This is a genomic window from Streptomyces sp. NPDC001393 (assembly GCF_053597455.1).
Genome location: NZ_JBSFIH010000002.1, coordinates 140,102 through 162,192 on the forward strand (window position 1 = coordinate 140,102; position 22,091 = coordinate 162,192).

Below are 22,091 nucleotides of genomic sequence, written 5' to 3' on the forward strand. Positions count from 1 at the left end.
TGTGGCACCCTCCGAGTCGAGGACGTCTACAGACTGGGAATGTGGTCATGAGTGGAGGAGGGCTGACGCCGGACCGTGGGTGGGTCGCCACTCCGGAGGGTGAGCACCTTCGCGGCCGGCGCGTGAGGGACACCAGGCCGGAGGTGGCCCTCAGGAAGGCGGTGCACCGGCTGGGCCTCAGGTTCCGCCTTCACCAGAGAGTGGCTCCCAGGTGCACGGCCGACTTCGTGCTTCCCAGATACCACGTGGCCGTCTTTGTTGACGGCTGCTTCTGGCACGGCTGCCCGAAGCACGGCCCCAAGGTGTTCCGCGGACCGAACGCCGAGCGTTGGACGGACAAGATCGAGACCAACAGGGCCCGAGACAGACGCAACACGGAAGCAGCGGAGGCCGCCGGATGGACCGTGCTCCGGGTCTGGGAGTGCGAGGTCAAGGCCAGTCCAGCGGCGGCAGCACTCATGGTTGCCGAGCGGTGTCCGGCTCCTACTCGCGTGACTGGGCAGGAACAGGCTGCCGACCGTGCGTCCCACTCAGAGCATCCGTGACCAGGTCACCCGCAGCACTTTCCCTGCCCGCGCAGTAGCTACTGAGAGGACACTGGTCACAGAGAGGATTCTTCGCGTTGCACAGGGTGCTTCCGATGAGTCGTAGCGCAGCCATGCGCAGGGGGGCCTTTTCTCCTGCACCGACGAGCTTCACCAAGTGCACCCGGCCGTCACTGAGCCGGTTGGTGCGGTCAGAGTCGCTGTCGTGCAGCCGGGCAGCGACGCGCAGCGCACTCTGTCCCACCCACAGAAGGTCGTCATCGATCAGCAGCCGGTAGAGCGCGCCCTCGGCTGGTTTCATCCCCAGGCGCTTGGGCAGCTCCTTCTGCTTCTCCTCGTCCTCGGACCAGACACTTGACTTGCCGGCCACGGCGGTCAGCCTGTCGAGGCGCGCCCGAACGGCTGCCGTGGGGGCTGATTCAAGGAGAGTGCGCAGAGCGGACTTGGTCAGAGTCGCGTGCTCCCGGATCGTCTCGAGCATCTCGTGCATCTGACCAGGCTGCACCCGGGTTCCCGCCAACACCGCCACGACCGCCGCGTGCACTGACGACAGCTTGGGCAACTGGTACCAGTTCTCCCCGTTGCGCTGCCGTTCCGCCCAGGCAGTCAGGTCCTCGCGGGCCGTGCGCCAGCGGGGCTGGAGTCCGCCTTCCCCGGCCTGGCGCCCCTCGACAGGCAACAGCACTTCCGCGGCGGCCTTGCCCAGGAGGGGTGGCACCGCGTTGCCGATCTGCCGGAAGGCGTCACTACGCGTCCCAGCGAACCTGAACCGGTCCGGGAAGGTCTGTACCCGTGCCGCCTCCCGAACGGTCAGGGTGCGGTTCTGGTCCGGATGGATGTACCAGTAGCCGTCCTTGGCGATGTGGGCGGTGATCGACCTGCTCAGGTCGTCCCAGTCAAGCTTCTTGTACTTGTCGGTGAAGTGCTCGGCGCTGTACCGCTGGAGCTCCGGGTCGATGTCCGAGTACAGGGTGTCGGAGTCCATGCTGTCGAAGATCACCCAGTCGTCCGGCCTGACCCTCCGGGTCATGTGGTCGAAGACGACCTCACGCTTCGCGCGCTTGCGCATCTCCCTGGCAAAGTCGGACAGATCTTCGGAGGGGGTGCCGTAGGCCATCTCACGCTCGCCGACACGCTCCGTGGGCACCACGGTGAGGGGAGGGAGGTCACCAATGGCGTGGCGCAGGGTGGTGCGTTCGTCCTCGGCGACCTCCTGCTGCCACTCGAACCTCTCGATGTCGTTCCTGGCCAGAAGGATGAGCCGCTTCCGGTGCTGGGGTACTCCGTAGCGCCATGCGTCGACAAGGCGTACCTGGGTTGCGTAGCCGAGCTCCTCGAGCTGCTGCTCGATCACGCGGACCACGAAGAAGTCGTCGCCGAGGCCCATGTCCGGGACGTTCTCCATGAGGACGGCGCGCGGCCTGATCCTCTTTATGACGTCCAGGTACGCGCTCCACAGCTCTTTACGGAGGTCGTGAGGGTCGCGGCCATGGTGCTCTACGAGGTGGCGGATCTTGCTCCGCCCAGCCCTGCTGAACGGCTGGCACGGCGGGCCCCCCGCCACCAGATCGATCTTCCCCTTCGCCGGCTCCAGCAGCTCCTCGAGCCTGTCACGCTCGGCTGGGTTCCCCAGGTCCATGTGCAGACTCATGCCGGGGAAGTTGGCCGCATGGGTCTCAAGGGCACGCTCGTCGAAGTCGACAGCGGCTGCAGTGGTCCAGCCAGCTCGCTGAAGCCCAAGACTCAGACCGCCTGCTCCGGAGAAGAGGTCCACGGCGAGGCGACGCCCCTTGCCGTACCCTTCGAGCCACTTTGCGAACCGCTCGGGCCTGCAGCTGTGCCGGTGCCGCGGGAGCTTGAGATAGTCGCTCCGTTCCAGGGGTACGCCATAGTGCGACTCCTGCACAGCACGCACCTCCACACCAGCGAGAACAACGAGCACCAGGAGATCACAGACGCGCTGGTGGAGGCAAGGATTCCACCACGCTGACCTCCGGAAATCCCGTGAGACCGATGCTGCGCTCTGCCGGGTACCGGCGCGAGTCCGCGCGGCCCCCCAGTCCTCGGCTTCGAACCGACGTTCTGGTGCGTTACCAGAGGCAATCGTAGAGGACAGCAGTGACAGCGTCGCTCCCGGGGCCCGGATTGGCCGGACAAGCTGGTCAACGATCCGGCGGGGCTGAAGACACGTTCGAGTCGGCCTGAACCTGTGCACGGTTTCGGCCACTTACGAGAGCCGCCCACCTAGCTCGCTGATGGGTAGTTAGTAGAATCTTGCCCGCCACACACTGCAGAACATGGCTGACAGTTGACGAGCGGGGGCATGGGTGGACTCCGAGAACGCGAAGGCGTATCTCCGGCCGCGGGCCAGGCTCATGAGCACGCTCGGCGAAGAACTGATCAGCAACGAACGCGTCGCCCTCACCGAGCTGGTGAAGAACGCCTACGACGCGGACGCCAGCCTCGTCCTGATCCGCTTCAACCCTCCCCTCGAAGAGGGTGAGGGCTCGATCGAGGTCTGGGACAACGGGCACGGCATGTCGCCGGCCACAGTGCGCGGCACGTGGATGGAGATCGCCACCCCGCACAGGCACCGGAACCCACGCAGTGAGTCAGGTGGGCGTCGCGTGCTGGGCGCCAAGGGCATCGGCCGGTTCGCCTCGGCTCGACTTGGCCATACCGCCACAATCACGACTCGGCGGGTCGATGAGCAGGAGGTCACCCTTCGCATCGACTGGGGGGACTTCACGGATGGTGACGCGTACCTGGATGAGGTTCCGGTCTCCCTGTCCACGACCACTCCGAGCGTCTTCGTAGACGGAGGCATAGCAGCGCAGACCTTTTCCGAGGTCCTCCGGGAATTTCAGTCAGCGCCTGCTACAGCCGTCGGCACGGCGCATGGCACCGTGGTCCGACTCGAGAGGCTTCGCACGGCTTGGGGCACGAACGAGATCGAGGCCCTCAAGCGTTCCCTGTCCAGGCTCCTCCCCCCGCCGCCTCCCGCCGAGCTCTCTGTGCCGGACCAACCTGAGTTCTCGATCTACATCGACACTCCGGAGGGGCCGCTCCGCCACCACAGCGGGTTCGTTTCTGCGAGTGAGACACTGGCCCATCCCCGCTATCGCCTCGTCGGCGCCGTGGATGCCGACGGGGACGCGAGCCTGGCCATTTACGCCGGCGACGAAGAACCGGTGGAGGTCGTCCAGGACAACCTCCGGAAGGACTCGAAGAGGCCCTCATGTGGCCCTCTGAAACTGGACTTCCGAGTCTGGGACCTTGAGTCGTCGGCCATCAAGCCGCTCCTGGCACTCGACACCAGCGCGAGGAACACCAACGACGTACGGGAACTCATCCGGAACAACAGCGGTGTGGCCCTGTACCGGGACGGGTTCCGTGTGCAGCCGTTCGGGGAACCCGGGTTCGACTGGCTTGGTTTCGACCAGCGACGCATCAACAACCCGACGCTGCGTCTCTCCAACCGGCAAGTGGCGGGATTCGTCTACATCTCGGCCGATGACAACCCCGGCCTCCTGGACCGCTCGCACCGCGAAGGACTGATCGACACCCCTGAGTACGAGGAACTGAAGGCAGTCATACTCCAGGCGATTGCCAGGTTGGAGACGCAACGCTACCGGCTGCGTCGGGAACCCACTGCTCCGACGGAAGCCCCGCTCCTTGCCGGGCCGTCCGAAGGCAGGGGCCACGGGCTCTTCCAGAACTTCAACCTGGACCCGCTGCGACAGGTGGCTGCCGAGCGGCACCCAGAGGACATCATCCTCAGTCGCGCCATCGAGGATGCCACGGAGACGATCAACGAAGGCGTACGCAAGGTACAGGAGGTCATCGCCCAGTTCTCCCGCCTCGCGACGCTGGGCACCCTGGTCGACGTCGTCCTCCACGACGGACGTACCGCCCTTTCCCGCATCGGCGTGGGCCTTCGTCGTCTCGGCAAGATCACCACAAAGGTCGAGACACACGATGTGGAGTTGTCAGCTGCGCTGGACAAGCTGCGGACGGACTTCACCGCACAAGAAAGGGCTCTCGACCGGCTCTTCACTCGCATCGAGCCCCTCAGCGGACGGAAGCGTGGACGGCCCCGCCGGCTCTCTCTACACCAGAGCATTTCCGAAGCCGTTGACGTGCTGGAGTCGGAGATCACCAAGCACGGTGTAGATGTACAGATCAGCGGGGAGGACGTGATCGTCACCGCCGAGCCGGGTGACATCAGGACCCTTGTGGTCAACCTCGTGAGCAACGCCGTGTACTGGCTCTCCACAATGCCCAAGGGCACTCCCCGCGAGATCCTGATCGAGACGGAGCGCAATCACGAGGGCGAACTGGACGTGGTCGACATCACGGTCAGCGACAACGGCCCTGGGGTGCGCGAGAAGATCAAGGACCTGATCTTCGATACCTACTTCAGTGAAAAGCCGGATGGCGTCGGCCTCGGTCTCAGCATCGCAGGCAGCGTCGTGAAGGACTTCTACGACGGCGAATTGGGGCTGGTGAGCCCCGGCACCCTCTCGGGTGCGAGTTTCCGGGCACGACTGCGAAGGAGAGTTGGGTGACGTCGACCGACGTTGCGTATCGGGTGCTCATAGTCGATGACGACGCCCAGATGATCGCGGACCTTCGCGAAGTGCTGTCCGAGGAGCTCACAGACCTCGGGGAGATCCACTTCGAGTCCGAGCAGGACTTCTCCACAGCCGAGCAGCGGTTGATTGACGAGGACTTCGACCTGGTCATCCTCGACGTCCGCGACGCCGCCGATGGCATACCCTCCGCTGCCGTCGAAGGACGCGGACACGAACTGTACGACGCCATCGCCGGCGCTCGGTGGCTGCCCGTGGTCTTCTTCACAGCTGTCCCCCAGCAGGTGCGTGACCTGGAGAAGCCTCCCCTCATCCGTGTGGTGACCAAGAACGCCTGGGACGAGGTCGCTCCCGCAGTCCGGGACGGGTTGCTCTCGGGAGTGTCGGAGTTGAGACGCCGTATCTCCGATCTCGTCGAACGCAAGGTCCGCGTTTTCCTCCGTGACGTCGTGGCCCCGCACTGGCACGAGATGGCGGGCGCTGATCCCCACGAGATCACCCCGATCATCGTCAACCGCCTCGCGGCCGAGCTCCGGGAGAACGGCCCCAGCGAACTGGGATACGCCGGGGACGGCGAGGCGGTCGCCACTGCTGGTCAACCCTCCGCTGCGCGGGTCTACTTGAAGCCGTTCGTGACCCATCACCTCACCGCCACGGACCTCGTGGTCAGCCCCGAGGGCGATTGGTGGATCGTCCTCACCCCTGCTTGCGACCTATATGAGGACCACCCGGACGCCAACGTGGCGAGACCTCGTAAGGCCAAGGCACAGTACGTTCGCCTGGCCAAGGCTGACCGCATCTTCACCGAGGACGGCGAGGAGTCGGAGTCGCCAGCGATCGCCACATGGCTGGCCAGCTCGAAGAGCAACAGCCACAAGGACCAGGCCAAACAGGTCTTCGGGGACAAGCAGAACCGGTACCGCGCTCTTCCTGGCTACCTCGACATCCCCGACCTCTTGGTCGACTTCGAGAACGTGGTATCGGTCCCGCTCGCCGAGGCACGAACCTGGCGACGTGTCGCAACCCTCGACAGCCCGTTCTCGGAGGCGATGCTCATCGCCTACAGCCGCTCGGTGGGGCGTATCGGAACCCCGGACCTCAGCTTCGAGGACGTGAAAGTGCGGTTGGAACTCGAGAAGCCGAAGGCCAGGCACGTGCCGACGCAGGCTTCAACGTCATCAGCGAACGGCGAGATTGTGAAGGACTGAGCTTCCAGGCATTCGGACAGCGTGCGCGATCATCAGCGGAGGGTACGCCGGGCGCGGAAGCCTTGGCCCTCGTTGTGGTCGACACAGGGATGCCTTGGCATAGACCTACACGCAGCCGGTGGGCACCACGCCCGGGGAGCCATCTGGGAGCCAACCCGCTCCCCGAACCCCTTCCAGGCCACCCGACACCAACCGAGCCCACCTACCTGACCTGCGAAAACGCCATCGAGGCTGGCAGCCTCACCAACCGAACCTCATTCGGGACGAAGAGGTCGTGGGTTCAAATCCCGCCACCCCGACAGTGCAGTACCAGGTCAGGGGCCTGATCCGCTCAGCGGGTCGGGCCCCTGACGCGTTCCCGTGCTCAGCGTCGCTCGGGTCATCTCGGTGACGAAGGCGCGCACGGTGGGGGTGTCCGTGCGTTGTGCGGTGACGACGGAGACGGTGCGGGTGATGGTCGGCCGGCAGGGGATGAGGCGTACCCCGGGGGGTGTGGCGGTGGCGGCCATGCGGGGCACCAGTGCGGCGGTGACCCCGGCGGCGACGAGCTGCAGCTGGGTGCTGTAGTCGGCGACGCAGTAGCGGATCCGCACGTCGGTGACCGCCTGTTGCCGGAGCATCTGGACCAGGGCCTGGTGGGCGTCGCTGCCGGCGGGGCAGCTGGTCCAGGCCAGGTCGTGCAGGCTGCTCAGGGGGGCCTCCGGCAGGTGGGCGAGCGGATGGCCGCTGTGCACGGCGAGCATCGCGGGTTCGTGCACCAGGGGATGTGTGCGGACGCCGGGCGGGATACGGGCAGGGGCGTGCGTCCAGCTCTCCATCACCACGGCGTCGAGTCGGCCGGCCTGCAGTTCGGGCAGCATGTCCGCGGCCTCGCCGTCCCTGACGGTCAGTTCGAGGCGCGGGTACCGGCCTGTCAGCGAGCTGATCACCTGCGGTAAGAGGGCTCTGAGTACCGAGGCGATGGCGCCCACGCGCAGGGTCCCGGCGACCAGTCCGCTGATGGCCGAGAGATCCGCGCCGGCCCGTACGGCCGCCTCGTCCATCTGCTGTGCCGAGGCCGCCAGCACGCGTCCGGCGTGGGTGAGCCGTATCCCGCGACCGTCGCGTTCGACCAGGGCGCAGCCGGCCTCCCGTTCCAGGCGGCGCAGATGCTGGGAGACGGCGGGGCCGGTGACATGCAGTGCCTCCGCTGCCGCCTGGACGGATCCGAACCGGGCCACGGCGGCGAACACCCGGAGTCTTTCCCAGGTCAACATGTAAGCCAGGCTACTGAGAACAGCGAAAGAAGGATCAATAGTGCTGTGCCTTCCGGAATGGAAGGCTGAGATACGTGGATGCCGCACCCAAGACCAGCTCGCTCACCACCGCCAAGCCGACACCCCGGAGCCTGGGCGTGTCGCTGGTCGTCGGCGGGGCCGCCTGTCTGTCCCTGTCGGCCGTCTTCGTCAAGCTCGCCGACGTCAACGCGGGCACCGCGGCCTTCCTGAGATGTGCCGTCGCCCTGATCGCCCTGGTGCCCATGCTGGTGCACGAGACGCGGCGGCATGGTGCCATGCCGGCCGGGCTGCGCGGTCACGCGGTGATCGCAGGGGTGTTCCTGGGTGCGGACTACGTGATGTGGACGGTGAGCATCATCGACATCGGCGCGGCCGTGTCCACGGTGCTCATCAACGTCCAGGTCATCGTCTTCCCGCTGCTGGCCCGCCTCCTGGACGGCACCCGCGTCCCCCGCCGCTTCCTGTGGGCCTGCCCGCTGATGCTGACCGGCATCGCACTGGCGGGCGGCGTGGCGGAAGCCGGTGCCCAGGCGGTTCATCCGGTGCGCGGCACCCTGCTGGGCATCGGCGCGGGCGCCGCCTACGCGGTGTACCTGTACCTGACGCGGCGCTGCGGCCGGCGCTCCCCTCGGCACGTGGTCAGCCCGGTGTGCCTGTCCACCGCCGCCGCCACCGTCACATCCGCCGCCGTCAGCCTGCTGACCACGGGGCTGCCGTTGGCGGTGCCGGCCGCCTCGTGGGGCTGGATCGTGGCCCTGGCGCTGCTCGGCCAGGTCGCCGCCTGGCTGCTGATCGGCAAGGGCGGGCCACTGCTGCCGCCGAACACCTCGGCCGCGCTGCTCCTGCTGCAACCCGTGATGGCGATCGGCTTCGCCCTCGTCATCCTTCGCGAGACACCCGCCTTCACCCAGCTCTGCGGTTGCGCCCTCGTCATCGGCGCCGTGTGGATCAGCAACCGCGCCCCCGACCGTTCCTGACCCGCACCCGGGACTCCTCGACGGCCGGCAGGACGGGCCCGGGGCCGCCCCCGCCTGTGCCGGGGCCGGCGGACATGGGGCGCCGGCCGGACCGCGCCCAGAAGGGAAACGTGATGGAACAGCCACCGCCCGACGACTTCGGGCTCATAGCGCCGCTCAGCCTGCCCCGGGACGGCAGGGCTCCGGGGGAGGTGAGCAGCGCGGAAGTGAGCGGCCCGGAGGAATACGACGCCTTCTTCCGTATCCACCACGACGACGTCACCTCCGGCGCATGGGCGGCCCAGGCACTGACGGTCACCCGCAAGGTCGCCGACGACCTGGCCGGGACCAGCCTGGACGAGGCGGAGCGAGCCGACCTGCTGGACGGCCTGGCCCTGCTTCTTCAGCATGCCCTGTCCCTCGACGCCGGGCTTCTGACGGAGCGTCAGCAGCTGTGTGCAGGAGGCGTCATCGTGCTCGGCGTAAACGAAAGGCCACTGCATGGAACTGACACAGAATCAGCAGACCGCCATCCGCCGGTGGAAGCTCGGCCACCACGTCTTCCACCTGCATCTGACCCTGATGAACACGCATCTGACCGCACTGCGCGGCGCGCTCGAGGCCGAGGACTGGGCCGCATGCCGGCGGTTGCTGGGAGTGCTGACCAGGCTCTACCGCGCCGCCACCGCCTCCATGCGCTACGCCTCCGACTTCCCCGCCGACACCTACACCGGGCTGCTGCGTCCCGCCATGGCGCCGCCCTGGGTCAGCCCCGGGTTCTCCGGCAGGTTCAACACCGACCACGCGCTCATGCTGGACCTGCTGAAATCCGTCCGCGGCCCGCTGAAGAAGGCCACCCGCGAGGGCCGGGCGCCTACGGACGTACAGGAAGCGGCGCGGGGCCTGTGGCAGGAGCAGTCACGCAACCGCACTCAGCACAAACTCATCTGCGAGAAGTTCGTCCCCGGCGGAACGTCTCTGCTCCAGGAGTACTTCGCCGCCGGGGAACAGTGACCGAGAGGAGCAAGGCCATGCCTGTCACCGTTGTCGAGACCTGGTACCTGACCGACGAGGCCGCCGCCCGGGCCACCCGCACCATGCAGCTCATCGACGACGCCATCGGCGACAACGCCCACGGCCACCCGGGCTGGAGCGGCCACGCCACCTTCCTCCAGGACCATCACGACCCCCGTGTCGTCACCTGGCTCTACCCCTGGCGCAGTACGGAGGACCACGCGGATCTGCTGGTGTCCGAAGAGCCCTTGGTGCAGCCGCTCATCGCCGCCTACTGCACCCGCCCCCGGGAGGTCCGCTATGCCACCGAGCTGCCCGTGGAGGTCGAGCATGACCACCACTGACCCGGATGTCCCAGGCGCCCGCGCCGAACCGGGATTCGCCGACTGGACACCGCAGGAACTGGAGGACAACGGCACACTGCTGTTACGGCGCCTGCGCGAGCACTTCACGAGCCTGCGAGCCCGGCCCGTCACCACCGACCGGGCGGCGAAGGAGATCCACGACCTGATCGACGAGCCGCTGCCGCGGGAGCCGCAGCGGTTCGCCGAGGTTCTGGAGCAGACCTGGCAGGACGTGGTCCCTCACCTCACCCAGTGGAACCACCCTCGCTTCCACGCCTACTTCTCCAACAGCTCCAGCGGGCCGGGAATCCTGGCCGAGATGGCCACTGCCGCGCTGAACGTCAACGTGATGCTGTGGGACGCGGCTCCCTCCGCGGCCGCGGTGGAGAGCACCGTACTGCGCTGGCTGGGGGAGATGGTGGGGTATCCGGCGGACGGCGACGCGGTGCTGGTGGACGGCGCCTCACTCGCCACGCTGTACGCGCTGGCGGCAGCGCGTGAACGCCTCGACGGCCTGGACATCCGCCGTACCGGTCTCGCCGGCGGGCCCGCCCTGCGGGTGTACGCCTCGGACCAGGCGCACAGCAGTGTCGACAAGGCGGCCATCACCCTGGGCATCGGGCTGGACAACGTGGTACGGCTCCCCGCACGCACCGACGGCAGCCTGGACCCGGCGGTCCTGGACGACCGTATCGGCCGGGACATACGGGCCGGGTACCGGCCCTGTGCCGTCGTCGCCACCGTCGGCACCACCTCCACCGGCGGCATCGACCCGGTCGGCGAGCTGGCCCAGGTGTGTGCGCAGCACGGCGTCTGGCTGCATGTCGACGCCGCGTACGGCGGTTTCTGGCGGTTGACCGAGAGCGTGCGGCCGCACCTGCCCGACCTGTCGGCGGCCGACTCCCTGGTGGCCAACCCGCACAAGGTCCTGCTGTGCCCCATGGAGGCCAGCGCCCTCTTCTCGCGCCACCGCGACGCGCTCACCCAGGCCTTCCGCCTCGTGCCGGAGTACCTCTCCACCCGCCAGGAGGACGGCAGCGTCGACTTCATGAACTACTCGCTGCAGCTCGGCCGCCAGTTCCGGGCCCTCAAACTGTGGTGGATCATCAAGTCGTTCGGCGCGGACGGCATCACCGAGCAGCTCACCGCCACCGCCGCACTCGCCGACCGTCTGCGGCAGGCCGCCGCCGCAACGCCCCCTTGGCACATCGCCAACCCGGACAGTCCGTTCCCCCTGGTCTGCCTGCGCCACGCACCGCCAGGTCTGTCCCGCGAGGAGACGGACGCCCTCAACCGCCGTATCCACCACCGGGTCAACGCCGGCCGACGCTCCTACGTCTCGCACACCGTCACCGACGCCGGATACGTCATCAGGGTCTCCATCGGCAACATCCACACCCGCAGCGAGGACGTCGACGCCCTCTGGCACGAACTCACCACCGCCGCCCTGGCGGAAGGGAGCCCGGCATGACCACCGCCCTGCACTCCGCGGCCGCGGACCCCGGCACCTTCGCCGAGCGCCTCGCGCGCTTCCACGCCGTAGGCCGCTGGTCCGCCGTCAACGACGACCAGCCCTGGACACCGGCGCCCCGGTCACGTCCCTGCATGTGGCGCTACGCGAATCTGCGCCCCTTCGTGCTGGAGGCGGCCCAGTTCGTCAAGGGCGACGCCGCGGCGCTGCGCGTCCTCACTCACCTCAACCCCGGGCACCGCGACTACGAGGCCGCCTGCGGCCACCTCTACTCCGGGCTGCAGGCCCTGAAGCCGCACGAGTCCATGACCTGCCACCGGCACGCGGCGTCGGCCGTCCGCTTCGTCCACGAGGGCCGAGGCGGCTGGACCGCGGTCGACGGAGACCGCATACCGGTGAGCGCCGGCGACGTCGTCGTCACCCCCGGCCGCCTGTGGCACGAACACGGCAATGACGCCGACGACGGCCTGGTCATCTGGCAGGACCTCACCAACGACCCGCTGGTGAACACGCTCGGCGCCACCTTCTTCGAGCTCCACCCCGACCGGACCCACCTCACGAGCACACCGGCACGCGACAGCCTCGCCTCCTGGGGCGGCCTGCTGCTGCCCGACACCCGCCGCCGGCATGCGGCCTCACCCCTGCACTCCTACCCCTGGGACAAGTGCCGGGAGTCCCTGCGGTCGGCCGCGCGGTGCGGCCACCACGACCCCTACGACGGCGTCGTCCTGGAGTACGCCAACCCCGCGACCGGCGGACCGGTCACCCCCACCACCGGCTGCCGCCTCCAGCTCCTGCAGCCGGGCGAGAGCACTCTGGCGCATCGCCACACCGGCTCCGTCATCTACGTCGTCGCCGAAGGCCAGGGCGCCACCACGATCGACGGCACCGACTTCGCATGGTCGGCCGGCGACACCTTCTGCGTTCCTTCCTGGGCCCGGCACCACCACACCAACGGCAGCGAGACCAGGGAAGCGGTGCTGTTGTCCGCCGACGAGTTCCCGCTGATGCGCGCCCTCGGCCTGTACGCCGAGCAGACCGACGAGCCCACGGAGACCTGACCGGAGGAACCCCCATGCCGCACATCCTGATGCTTCTGTCGGCCGCCACCCGCATGTCGCTCACGGACGGCAGCACCCGGGCCGTCGGGTTCTGGCCCGAGGAGGTCGTGGCGCCCCTGGCCGTCTTCGACGGCGCCGGTGCGCATGTCACGGTGGCCTCCCCCGACGGGCGGCCCGCCGTCCCCGACCCCGCAGGGTTCACCCCGGAAGGCACCGGCCTCACACCGCGGCAGTGCGAGGCGCTGCGCCGCGAGGTCGCCGCCCGGCACTCCGACCTCTCGTCCCCGGAGCCGCTGCGGGAAGTCGCCCACCAGGTGTACGACGCGGTGTTCGTCCCAGGCGGTTACGCGCCGATGGTCGATCTGTGGTGCGATCCGCACTGCGGTCGCGTCGTGGCCGCCGCACACCGCGCGGGCCGCCCCGTGGCAGCCGTGTGCCACGGGCCTGCCGCCCTGCTGTCCTGCACCGGCCCCACCGGTGCCTGGCCGTTCGCCGGCTACCGGATGACGTCCTTCACCGACGACGAGGAGAAGGACGTGGGTCTCCTGAACGCCTTGCCGTGGACCTCCCAGCAGGCCCTGACCCGCCGGGGAGCCCGTTTCCTGACCGGGCCGGGTCCGTGGCAGGAGCACGTGGTGGAGGACCGGGGCCTGCTCACCGGACAGAACCCCGCATCGGCCGGCCCACTCGCCGCGCGCCTGCTCACCGCGATCGCCTCCGGGCACACAGCGATCACTCGCCCCGGCGGCTGAGCGCCGAGGCGCACCGCCCAGCCCTGGTCAAGAGGGCTCACCGAGGGCACCGACGAAAACGCCACGCAGGCGGCCATGCGGACCGCCGAGCAGCGCGGTCGGTACCTGGCCGCGAAGGCCCCGGCCGCATCGTGACGAAGCGGTTCCCCGGGACCGCTGACGCGACCCCGGGGAACCGCTGTGCTCACGCGTGGCACACGGCCCGGTTGACCATCTGGTTGTGCCGGACGACCACGGGACGCGCGCTCTTGGCCAGGGACTTCACGGCCGGGTTGGTGCCCGTGGCGATCTCCTTGTCGATGAGCGCAAGGGTCTGCACATGGGCGGGGTACTGGGCCTTGAGCCACGCGGCGTCGTACGCGGTCGTCCGGGCAAGGGACTTGAGGGCGGCGGTCTTCCTCTGCTGTGCGGCCGTCTGCCCGGAGGGCAGGGTCACACCGAGTTGCGCCGCGGTCTTGACGACGCCGGCATCAAGGGTGCGGTGGTCGCGGACGAAGTCGGCACCGGCCCGCCTGACGCAGGCGGTGGTCGCGGCGCCCTGAGCCTGCTGACCGGTCGCGATCTCCCACAGGTTGCCCTGGTGGGCCGCGGTCAGGAGCTGCCGGTCCAGGGCGGAGACCGCCGACGGCGAGGGCGACGACGCGGCGAGCGCCGGGAGCGACGTGACACCCATGACGCACAGGGTGGCGGCGCAGACGGCGGCGGAACCGGCACGGGATCGAGTCGTGTACATGAGTCCTCCACAGGTCGCACGTGCAAGCCCGACGAATCCCCACCCTCATCACTCGAATCACTCAACTCACTTGAATAACCTGAATACCCACAAACAACACCTATGCCATGGTTCACCCGGTTGAGTCACCCGGCAACCGAAGGCTCCCCGTAAGGTGGGGCCCGTGATCCTCGCGCAGCCCGTCGCCGGCACGGCCAGGGCCCGCATCCGTCCGTCGGTGCGGGCCTGCGTTCTGGTCGCCGTCCTGCTCGGGCTGTTCCTCATGCACGGCGGCCCGGCCGCGGCCGCGGGCGGCTGCCACGGGGCCATGCCGGACATGGCGACCGCTGTCCCCCGGTCCGCCCCGATGCCCGCGCGCCCGGACACGATGCACCCGGACACGATGCGTCCGGACACGATGCATCCGGCACCCGCGACGGCGGCCGCGCACCCCGCCGGCCACCCGGCGCCCGCAGCCGCACCCGCAGCCGCCAAGGCGACCGCCCGGGCGGACGAGGTCATGCGGGGCGCGCTGTGTCTGGCCACGACGCCCCGGTCCGAGATCCCGCCGCCTCCGCTCGCGGCGAGCGCCCTCGTGTTCCCGGCCGCCCTCGTGCTGGCGCGGGCCCGGCCGGGTCACGACGGCACCCGTCGCCGGGGTCCACCGGCCGGCGGGCGTCACCTCCTGCTCCAGGTGTGCGTCGCACGGACGTGACGGGGCCCTGGGGATCCGGCTCTGCGCCGCGGTCCCGCACGGCTCTCACACGTTCGGCCGCGCCGACTCACGGCGCCCGCCTGGAAAGACACACCCATGATCCAGCGTTTCCGCACATCCCGCCGCGCCCTCGCGGCGGCCGCCACCACCGCGGCCCTCACCCTGACCCTCGCCGCCTGCGGCTCCGGCTCCAGCTCCGGCAAGGGCCACGACTCCGGCATGGCCGGCATGGACCACAGCGCCACGCCGTCCCCCTCGTCCCCGGCCGGCGGCATGGCGTCGATGCCCGGCATGGACCCCGCGTCCACCGGCAACGGTCTGGCCGCCGCCGAGGACGGGTACCGGATGACGTCCACGACCGCCACCCTCCCCGCCGGCCAGGCGACGGAGTACCGCTTCACCATCACCGGACCGGACGGCAAGCCGGTCACCGGCTTCGCCGTCGACCAGACCAAGCGGATGCACTTCTACGCCATCCGCTCCGACCTCACCGGCTTCCAGCACCTGCACCCCACCATGGCCGCGGACGGCACCTGGACCGCGCCGTCGGCCGCGCTGCGGCCGGGCACCTGGCGGCTGTACGCCTCCTTCACCCCGTCCGGCGGCGCCGGCCGGGGCAAGGGCTTCGTACTCAGCCGCACCGTGAAGGTGCCCGGCATGGCGATGCCCTCGGCCCTGCCGAAGCCGTCCGGCACCGCCGGCGTCGACGGCTACACCGTCACCGTGCAGGGCGATCCGATGGCGGGCATGGCGCACCAGCTGACCGCCACCGTCTCCAAGGACGGCAAGCCGGTCACCGACCTCCAGCCGTACCTCGACACCTACGCCCACCTGACCGCCTTCCACCAGGGCGACCTCGCCTTCGCCCACCTCCACCCGGAGACGATGGCCGACGGCGGCCGCGGCGGGCCGACCCTGACCTTCCACGCCGAGTTCGCCCGGTCCGGGAACTGGCGGCTGTTCCTGCAGTTCCAGACCGGCGGCAGGCTGCACACCGCGTCCCTGACCCTGCACGTCGGCTGAACCGACGCCGCGCCCTGGCCACGACCACGGCCAGGGCGCACCACCCGGCGGGGGAGAGGGCGCCGAGGAAGGTGACGGCCGCGGCGGACCGCGCCGCGTGCGGGTGGTGCCGTGCGCCTTCCGCCACTCGGCGAAGAGGGCGTCGGCCTTCGTCCGCTGGGCGCCGGCCAGCTTGCCGATCGCGCCCGGCCCGCGGGGCCGCCCCGAGGCAAACCCTCGGAGAGGCCGGTGCGGATGCCCGCGGATCCTCGGTGGCGGTTCGGTGGGTCTTGACACTGTCTTGACGTGACCTGGCCCGATAGGGTGACGGCAGGTGTGCCGGGAAGTCTGGTCGGCCGGGAGCCGGGGTGGCTTCCGCAATCCCCTTCCGCATCCCCGGGGGACGGCATGCGCAGCGTCGGTACGGTTCTCTCCCTCGTGGTCCTCGCCACGGTGGTCGCCACCTTCGCGCGCCGATGGCGCATTCCCGCCCCCTCCCTCCTCGTGGTCGCCGGTCTCGCCGTGGCGCTGCTCCCGGGCACCCCGCAGATCCAGATCAGCCCCCAGATCATCGGCCTCGTCGTCCTCCCGCCCCTGCTGTACGCGAGCGCCGAGGACATGCCCTGGCGGGAGCTGCGGGCGGTGTGGAAACCGGTCGGGATCCTCGCCATCGGCCTGGTGCTCGCCTCAGCGGCGGCCGTCGCCGCCGTGGCCGCCCTGGTCACCCCCCTGTCCTGGCAGATGGCGTTCGTGCTGGGCGCGGTCCTGGCCAGCACCGACCCGGTGGCGGTGACCGCGCTAGGCCGCAGGCTCGCCCTGCCGCCCCGGGTCCAGGTCCTCGTCCAGGCGGAGAGCCTGTTCAACGACGCGACCTCCCTGGTCCTGGTCCGGGTGGCGGCGGGCATCGCCGTGGCCGCGGCCGCCGCCGACTGGGGCGCCGCGAGCGGCGAGTTCTTCCTGCTCGCGGGCGGCGGCACGGTGATCGGGGCAGCCGTGGCCGGAGTGATCACCCTGATCCGGCGCCGCACCGAGGACCCGGTGCTGGAGACGGTGATCGCCCTGGTCACCCCGTACGCCGCCTACCTGCTCGCGGAGGCCGCGCACACCTCCGGAGTGACGTCGTGCGTGGTGGCCGGGGTGGTGCTGGGCGGCCGGGGCGACCGGCTCACCAACGCCCGCATCCGGCTCCAGCTGCACGCGGTGTACGGCACGGTGGTGTTCCTGCTGGAGAGCGTCGTGTTCAGCCTGATAGGCCTGGCCCTGCCCGCCCAGGTGCGGGCGCTGGCCGACGGCGACCGGTCCTGGCCGCTGTACGCCCTCGCCGTCGCCGCCACCCTCGTCGCCGTACGCCTGCTGTGGCTGGCGCCCCTGTCGGCGGTCGTGCAGCGCAACGGCGGGGGCAGCCGCCTGAACTGGCGGGTGCCGGTGGTGCTGACCTGGGCGGGCACCCGCGGGGTGATGCCGCTGGCCGCCGCCCTGTCCATACCCGAGGTCATGAAGGACGGCAGTCCGCTGACCGACCGGCCGCTGGTGCTCGTGCTGACCACCTCGGTCGTGGTGGTCACCCTCGTCGTGCAGGGCTTCACCCTCGCCCCCGTCGTGCGCGCCTCCGGCATCGCCCTGGAGCCCGCCCACACCGCGCGCGAGGAGGCCCAGGCCAGCTCCCACCTCGCGCACGCCGGCCTCGCGCGCCTGGAGGAGCTCGCGGAGCTGGAGGTCGTACCGGACGTCGTCCTGGACCGGCTGCGCCGGGGCCTGAACGCCCGTCTCGACGACGCCCGCGACCGTCTCGCCCGCAGCAACGGCGCCGAGGGCGTGGCCACCGAGTCCGCCGACCGGGTCTACCGCGAGCTGCGGCGCGACCTGATCGCCGTCGAGACCGGCGAGCTGCAGCGGCTGTACGACGCCCACGCCATCAGCGACACCACGCGACGGCGGCTGCAGCGGGCCCTGGACCTCGAGGAGGCCCGGCTCTCCGACGCGTAGCGCTGCGCGTTGCGCTCCGCGGGGCCCGTCGACCCGACTGCGGGTTGCACGGCTGACCTGCGTTTTCGTGGCTCCGCACGGTGACTTGACGTCGTGGCTCCGCACGGTGACTTGACGCAAGCTTGACGCCCGCGGCGCCATGAGCCATGGGCCCCCGTCTCACCGTCTGCCTACGCTGGTGCCGGTGTCCCCGTGATGGCCGGAAACCCACGCTGAGCCGCACATCAGGAGCGCGCCGATGGCCACGACACAACACCCTCCGCAGGCCGGCCGGCTGCGCGCCTGGATGCTGGAGGGGCTGTCCGACATGGGCAAGGCCGGCGGCCACACCGGACCGCACGCCGAGCCGGAGCCCCCGCACGAGGGCCAGCGCTGGTACCGGGTGATGTGCCTGACCGGTGTCGACTACTTCTCCACCCTCGGCTACCAGCCCGGCATCGCCGCCCTGGCGGCCGGCCTGCTCTCCCCCGTCGCCACCCTGGTCCTCGTCGTCGTCACCCTGGCCGGCGCCCTCCCCGTCTACCGCAGGGTGGCCGAGGAGAGCCCGCACGGCGAGGGCTCCATCGCCATGCTGGAGCGGCTGCTGTCCTTCTGGAAGGGCAAGCTGTTCGTCCTGACCCTGCTGGGCTTCGCCGCCACCGACTTCCTGATCACCATCACCCTCTCGGCCGCCGACGCCTCCACCCACCTCATCGAGAACCCGCACCTGACGAACGCGCTGCACGGCCGGCAGATGCTGATCACCCTGATCCTGGTGGCGCTGCTCGGCGCGGTCTTCCTCAAGGGCTTCCTGGAGGCGATCGGCGTCGCGTTCGCCCTGGTGGTGGTCTACCTCGCCCTGAACGCCGTGGTCGTGGTGGTCGGCTTCTGGCACGTGCTCACCGCCGGGCACGTGGTCACCGACTGGACCGCCGCCCTGACCACCCAGCACGGCACCGTCTTCGCCATGATCGGCGTGTCCCTGCTGGTCTTCCCCAAGCTCGCCCTCGGTCTGTCCGGCTTCGAGACCGGTGTCGCCGTGATGCCGCACGTCCAGGGCGACCCGGGTGACACCGAGGACGCTCCCAGGGGCCGGATCCGCGACACGAAGAAGCTGCTGACCACCGCCGCCGTCATCATGAGCGTGTTCCTGATCACCACCAGCTTCATCACCACGGTGCTCATCCCCGCGAACGCGTTCCAGCCCGGCGGCAAGGCCAACGGCCGCGCCCTCGCCTACCTCGCGCACGAGTACCTCGGCGGCGCCTTCGGCACGGTCTACGACCTCTCGACCATCGCCATCCTGTGGTTCGCCGGCGCCTCCGCGATGGCCGGCCTGCTCAACCTCATGCCGCGCTATCTGCCCCGCTACGGCATGGCCCCGCACTGGGCGCGAGCGGTCCGCCCGATGGTGATCGTCTTCACCCTGGTCGCCTTCCTGGTCACCTGGATCTTCGACGCCAACGTCGACAAACAGGGCGGCGCCTACGCCACCGGCGTGCTGGTCCTGATGTCCTCCGCGGCCATCGCGGTGACCATCGCCTCCCACCGGGCGAGCCAGCGCGGCTGGACCGCCGGCTTCGGCACCGTCTCCGCGGTCCTGCTCTACGTCACCGTCGCCAATGTCATCGAGCGCCCGGACGGCGTGAAGATCGGCGCCTGCTTCATCGTCGGCATCATGCTCGTCTCCTTCCTCTCCCGGCTGGCCCGCGCCTTCGAGCTGCGCGTCACCCATATCGAGCTGGACGACATGGCGGAACGGTTCATCCGGGACATGTCGCACCGCCGTATCCGCTTCATCGCCAACAAGCCCGGCCGACGCGACAAGGCCGAGTACCGCGACAAGGTCGAGCAGATCCGGGCCGACAACGACCTCCCGACCACGGAGGACTTCGTCTTCGTCGAGGTCACGGTCACCGACCCCTCCGAGTTCGAGGCCGGCCTGACCGTGCACGGCGAGGTCCTGCACGACCGCTACCGCGTGCTCACCCTGGAGTCCTCCTCCATCCCCAACGCCCTCGCCGCGCTCCTCCTCCACGCCCGCGACGTCACCGGCTGCACCCCGCACATCTACTTCGAGTGGACCGAGGGCAACCCCTTCGCCAACTTCCTGCGCTTCTTCCTCTTCGGCCAGGGCGAGGTCGCCCCGGTCACCCGCGAGGTACTGCGCGAGGCGGAACCGAACCGACCCCTGCGCCCCCGCGTGCACACCGGGTGAGACCGGGCGGGATGCCGACGCCGTCGAGGACAACCGGGTTCCATCCGGGCCAGAAGGGCCTCAGCACGCTGAAACCCGCAGGTGGGCGGTGGGTGCCGGGGGTCGGCGGGACGGCCTTTAGGCTTCTTCTTGCAGGCAAACCGCTTCGGAAACTCTGAAATGGGGTCCCGTTGAGCTTCTGGTCGATCTACCAGCACGGCTTCGCGCGCGTCGCCGCGTGTACGGGCCACACCGTCATCGCCGACCCGCGCGCCAACGCCGAGACGGTCCTGCGCCACGCGCGCCGGTGCGCCGAGGAGGGCGTCGCCGTCGCCGTGTTCCCGGAGCTGTGCCTGTCCGGATACGCGATCGACGACCTGCTGCTGCAGGACGCCCTGCTCGACGACGTCGAGACGGCGCTCGCCACCATCGTGGCCGAGTCGGCGGAGCTGCTGCCGGTCCTGGTCGTCGGCGCCCCGCTGCGCCACAGCGACCGGATCTTCAACTGCGCGGTGGTCGTGCACCGCGGCCGGGTCCTCGGCGTCGTACCGAAGTCGTACCCGCCGAACTACCGCGAGTTCTACGAGCGCCGGCAGATCGCCGGGGGCGACGACGAGCGCGGCGGAACGATCCGGCTGGGCGGCGCGGAGGTCCCCTTCGGCGTGGACCTGCTCTTCGCCGCCGCTGACGTCCCCGGTCTCGTGCTGCACGCGGAGATCTGCGAGGACATGTGGGTGCCGGTGCCGCCGAGCGCGGAGGCGGCGCTGGCCGGGGCGACCGTCCTCGTCAACCTCTCGGGCAGCCCGATCACCGTCGGCCGGGCCGAGGACCGCAAGCTGCTGTGCCGCTCGGCGTCCTCCCGCTGCCTCGCCGCGTACGTCTACGCGGCGGCCGGCCTCGGCGAGTCGACCACCGACCTGTCCTGGGACGGCCAGACCCTGATCTACGAGAACGGGGCGCTGCTGGCCGAGACCGAGCGCTTCCCGCTGGGCGAGCAGTACGCGGTCGCGGACGTTGACCTCGACCTGCTGCGGCAGGAGCGGCAGCGGACGGGCACGTTCGGCGAGAACCGCCGTACCCACGCCGCCCGCACCTCCGACTTCCGCACGGTGTCCTTCGAACTCGCCCCGCCGGTGACCGACCTGGGCCTGCGCCGCCGCGTCGAGCGCTTCCCGTTCGTGCCCGCCGACGCCGAGCGCCTCGCCCTGGACTGCTACGAGGCGTACAACATCCAGGTCGCGGGGTTGCAGCAGCGCCTGGCGTCGATCGGCGGCCCCAAGGTGGTCATCGGTGTCTCCGGCGGCCTGGACTCCACGCACGCGCTGATCGTCGCCGCCCGGGCGATGGACCGCGCCGGCCGCCCGCGCAGCGACATCCTCGCCTTCACCCTGCCCGGCTTCGCCACCAGCGACCACACCAAGGACAACGCCCACAAGCTGATGCGGGCGCTCGGCGTGACCGCTTCCGAGCTGGACATCACACCGACCGCACGGCTGATGCTCAAGGAGATCGGCCACCCCTTCGCCGCCGGCGAGCCGGTGTACGACGTCACCTTCGAGAACGTCCAGGCGGGCCTGCGCACCGACTACCTGTTCCGGCTGGCCAACCAGCGCGGCGGCATCGTCCTCGGCACCGGCGACCTCTCCGAGCTGGCGCTCGGCTGGTCGACGTACGGCGTCGGCGACCAGATGAGCCACTACAACGTGAACTCCGGCGTGCCGAAGACGCTGATCCAGCACCTCATCCGATGGGTCATCGGCAGCGGCCAGTTCGACGACGAGACGGGCAAGATCCTCGCCGCGATCCTCGACACCGAGATCAGCCCCGAGCTGGTGCCCGGCGAGGAGCTGCAGTCCACCGAGTCGAAGATCGGCCCGTACGCGCTGCACGACTTCACCCTGTTCCACGTGCTGCGCTACGGCTTCCGCCCCTCGAAGATCGCCTTCCTGGCCTGGCACGCCTGGCACGACCCGCAGGCGGGCGCCTGGCCCCCCGGCTTCCCGGAGGCCGACCGCGGCTCCTACGACCTGGCCCAGATCCGCCACTGGCTGGAGGTCTTCATCCGCCGCTTCTTCGCCTTCTCCCAGTTCAAGCGCTCGGCCATGCCCAACGGCCCCAAGGTCTCGGCTGGCGGCTCCCTCTCCCCGCGCGGCGACTGGCGGGCCCCGTCGGACGGCACGGCCCATGCGTGGCTGAGGGACCTGGAGCGCGTCGACCTGAAGGCGACGCAGGCGTAGGAGGCGCCCCGGGCTGGTGCACGGGGCGCCGCCAGGCACGGAG

General features: G+C 70.0%; 17 protein-coding genes. 14 read left to right on the forward strand and 3 right to left on the reverse strand.

The window, feature by feature from the left end; genetic code table 11:
* Positions 1–47: 47 nt before the first annotated feature.
* On the forward strand, positions 48–545 hold the full coding sequence (locus tag ACWC2T_RS03625) for a very short patch repair endonuclease (RefSeq protein WP_004939603.1): 498 nt from the start codon (positions 48–50) through the stop codon (positions 543–545).
* On the opposite strand, the gene dcm is transcribed toward ACWC2T_RS03625, so the two are convergent.
* Positions 484–2,451: a DNA (cytosine-5-)-methyltransferase gene (dcm, locus tag ACWC2T_RS03630; RefSeq protein ID WP_450669060.1), complete on the reverse strand. Its 1,968-nt coding sequence runs from the start codon at positions 2,449–2,451 to the stop codon at positions 484–486. The two genes, ACWC2T_RS03625 and dcm, sit on opposite strands and share 62 nt — an antisense overlap.
* 421 nt (positions 2,452–2,872) lie before the next feature.
* Here dcm and ACWC2T_RS03635 point away from each other — a divergent pair, with 421 nt between their 5' ends.
* Positions 2,873–5,113: a sensor histidine kinase gene (locus ACWC2T_RS03635; protein ID WP_055704540.1), complete on the forward strand. Its 2,241-nt coding sequence runs from the start codon at positions 2,873–2,875 to the stop codon at positions 5,111–5,113.
* The gene (locus ACWC2T_RS03640; RefSeq protein ID WP_450668807.1) at positions 5,110–6,345 is read left to right on the forward strand and encodes a hypothetical protein; all 1,236 of its coding nucleotides are present in this window, start codon (positions 5,110–5,112) and stop codon (positions 6,343–6,345) included. The genes ACWC2T_RS03635 and ACWC2T_RS03640 overlap by 4 nt, the downstream gene beginning before the upstream one ends.
* A 314-nt stretch (positions 6,346–6,659) precedes the next feature.
* On the opposite strand, the gene ACWC2T_RS03645 is transcribed toward ACWC2T_RS03640, so the two are convergent.
* Positions 6,660–7,601: a LysR family transcriptional regulator gene (locus ACWC2T_RS03645; RefSeq protein WP_450668808.1), complete on the reverse strand. Its 942-nt coding sequence runs from the start codon at positions 7,599–7,601 to the stop codon at positions 6,660–6,662.
* Between the two features lie 74 nt (positions 7,602–7,675).
* Between ACWC2T_RS03645 and ACWC2T_RS03650 the strand changes: the two genes are divergently transcribed.
* From ACWC2T_RS03650 to ACWC2T_RS03675, 6 genes are all read left to right on the forward strand, one after another.
* Entirely contained in the window at positions 7,676–8,599 is a 924-nt protein-coding gene (locus tag ACWC2T_RS03650) for a DMT family transporter (protein WP_450668809.1), read from the forward strand.
* A 480-nt stretch (positions 8,600–9,079) separates the two neighbouring features.
* Entirely contained in the window at positions 9,080–9,592 is a 513-nt protein-coding gene (locus ACWC2T_RS03655) for a hypothetical protein (RefSeq protein WP_450668810.1), read from the forward strand.
* Between the two features lie 17 nt (positions 9,593–9,609).
* Positions 9,610–9,936, forward strand: a complete 327-nt coding sequence (locus tag ACWC2T_RS03660) for a hypothetical protein (protein ID WP_450668811.1) — start codon at positions 9,610–9,612, stop codon at positions 9,934–9,936.
* Complete coding sequence (locus ACWC2T_RS03665) at positions 9,923–11,407, forward strand: pyridoxal phosphate-dependent decarboxylase family protein (RefSeq protein ID WP_450668812.1); 1,485 nt, start codon at positions 9,923–9,925, stop codon at positions 11,405–11,407. The genes ACWC2T_RS03660 and ACWC2T_RS03665 overlap by 14 nt, the downstream gene beginning before the upstream one ends.
* Positions 11,404–12,468 (forward strand): cupin domain-containing protein, encoded by a 1,065-nt coding sequence (locus tag ACWC2T_RS03670; protein WP_450668813.1) that lies wholly within the window; start codon positions 11,404–11,406, stop codon positions 12,466–12,468. The genes ACWC2T_RS03665 and ACWC2T_RS03670 overlap by 4 nt, the downstream gene beginning before the upstream one ends.
* Positions 12,469–12,482: 14 nt before the next feature.
* A complete protein-coding gene (locus ACWC2T_RS03675) occupies positions 12,483–13,220 on the forward strand; it encodes a type 1 glutamine amidotransferase domain-containing protein (protein ID WP_450668814.1) in 738 nt (245 codons plus the stop codon).
* A 184-nt stretch (positions 13,221–13,404) separates the two neighbouring features.
* On the opposite strand, the gene ACWC2T_RS03680 is transcribed toward ACWC2T_RS03675, so the two are convergent.
* Positions 13,405–13,953, reverse strand: coding sequence for a DUF4142 domain-containing protein (locus ACWC2T_RS03680; RefSeq protein ID WP_450668815.1), 549 nt, complete (start codon positions 13,951–13,953; stop codon positions 13,405–13,407).
* Between the two features lie 163 nt (positions 13,954–14,116).
* On the opposite strand from ACWC2T_RS03680, the gene ACWC2T_RS03685 reads away from it, so the two are divergent.
* The 5 genes from ACWC2T_RS03685 (at position 14,117) to ACWC2T_RS03705 (ending at position 22,048) form a co-directional block, all read left to right on the forward strand.
* On the forward strand, positions 14,117–14,647 hold the full coding sequence (locus ACWC2T_RS03685; protein ID WP_450668816.1) for a hypothetical protein: 531 nt from the start codon (positions 14,117–14,119) through the stop codon (positions 14,645–14,647).
* Positions 14,648–14,743: 96 nt separating this feature from the next.
* Positions 14,744–15,670 (forward strand): hypothetical protein, encoded by a 927-nt coding sequence (locus ACWC2T_RS03690; RefSeq protein ID WP_450668817.1) that lies wholly within the window; start codon positions 14,744–14,746, stop codon positions 15,668–15,670.
* Positions 15,671–16,057: 387 nt separating this feature from the next.
* Positions 16,058–17,635: a Na+/H+ antiporter gene (locus tag ACWC2T_RS03695; RefSeq protein ID WP_450668818.1), complete on the forward strand. Its 1,578-nt coding sequence runs from the start codon at positions 16,058–16,060 to the stop codon at positions 17,633–17,635.
* A 238-nt stretch (positions 17,636–17,873) separates the two neighbouring features.
* The gene (locus ACWC2T_RS03700) at positions 17,874–19,832 is read left to right on the forward strand and encodes an amino acid transporter (RefSeq protein WP_450668819.1); all 1,959 of its coding nucleotides are present in this window, start codon (positions 17,874–17,876) and stop codon (positions 19,830–19,832) included.
* A gap of 170 nt (positions 19,833–20,002) precedes the next feature.
* Positions 20,003–22,048 carry an NAD(+) synthase gene (locus tag ACWC2T_RS03705; RefSeq protein ID WP_450668820.1) on the forward strand — a complete coding sequence of 682 codons (2,046 nt, stop codon included), beginning with the start codon at positions 20,003–20,005 and terminating at the stop codon, positions 22,046–22,048.
* The last annotated feature ends 43 nt before the right edge of the window (positions 22,049–22,091 follow it).

Coding starts and splice junctions, on each gene's coding strand:
- ACWC2T_RS03625 (WP_004939603.1), top strand. CDS start 48: ATGAGTGGAGGAGGGCTGACGCCGGACCGTGGGTGGGTCGCCACTCCG.
- ACWC2T_RS03645 (WP_450668808.1), bottom strand. CDS start 7,601: ATGTTGACCTGGGAAAGACTCCGGGTGTTCGCCGCCGTGGCCCGGTTC.
- ACWC2T_RS03655 (WP_450668810.1), top strand. CDS start 9,080: ATGGAACTGACACAGAATCAGCAGACCGCCATCCGCCGGTGGAAGCTC.
- ACWC2T_RS03660 (WP_450668811.1), top strand. CDS start 9,610: ATGCCTGTCACCGTTGTCGAGACCTGGTACCTGACCGACGAGGCCGCC.
- ACWC2T_RS03665 (WP_450668812.1), top strand. CDS start 9,923: ATGACCACCACTGACCCGGATGTCCCAGGCGCCCGCGCCGAACCGGGA.
- ACWC2T_RS03670 (WP_450668813.1), top strand. CDS start 11,404: ATGACCACCGCCCTGCACTCCGCGGCCGCGGACCCCGGCACCTTCGCC.
- ACWC2T_RS03675 (WP_450668814.1), top strand. CDS start 12,483: ATGCCGCACATCCTGATGCTTCTGTCGGCCGCCACCCGCATGTCGCTC.
- ACWC2T_RS03680 (WP_450668815.1), bottom strand. CDS start 13,953: ATGTACACGACTCGATCCCGTGCCGGTTCCGCCGCCGTCTGCGCCGCC.
- ACWC2T_RS03690 (WP_450668817.1), top strand. CDS start 14,744: ATGATCCAGCGTTTCCGCACATCCCGCCGCGCCCTCGCGGCGGCCGCC.
- ACWC2T_RS03695 (WP_450668818.1), top strand. CDS start 16,058: ATGCGCAGCGTCGGTACGGTTCTCTCCCTCGTGGTCCTCGCCACGGTG.
- ACWC2T_RS03700 (WP_450668819.1), top strand. CDS start 17,874: ATGGCCACGACACAACACCCTCCGCAGGCCGGCCGGCTGCGCGCCTGG.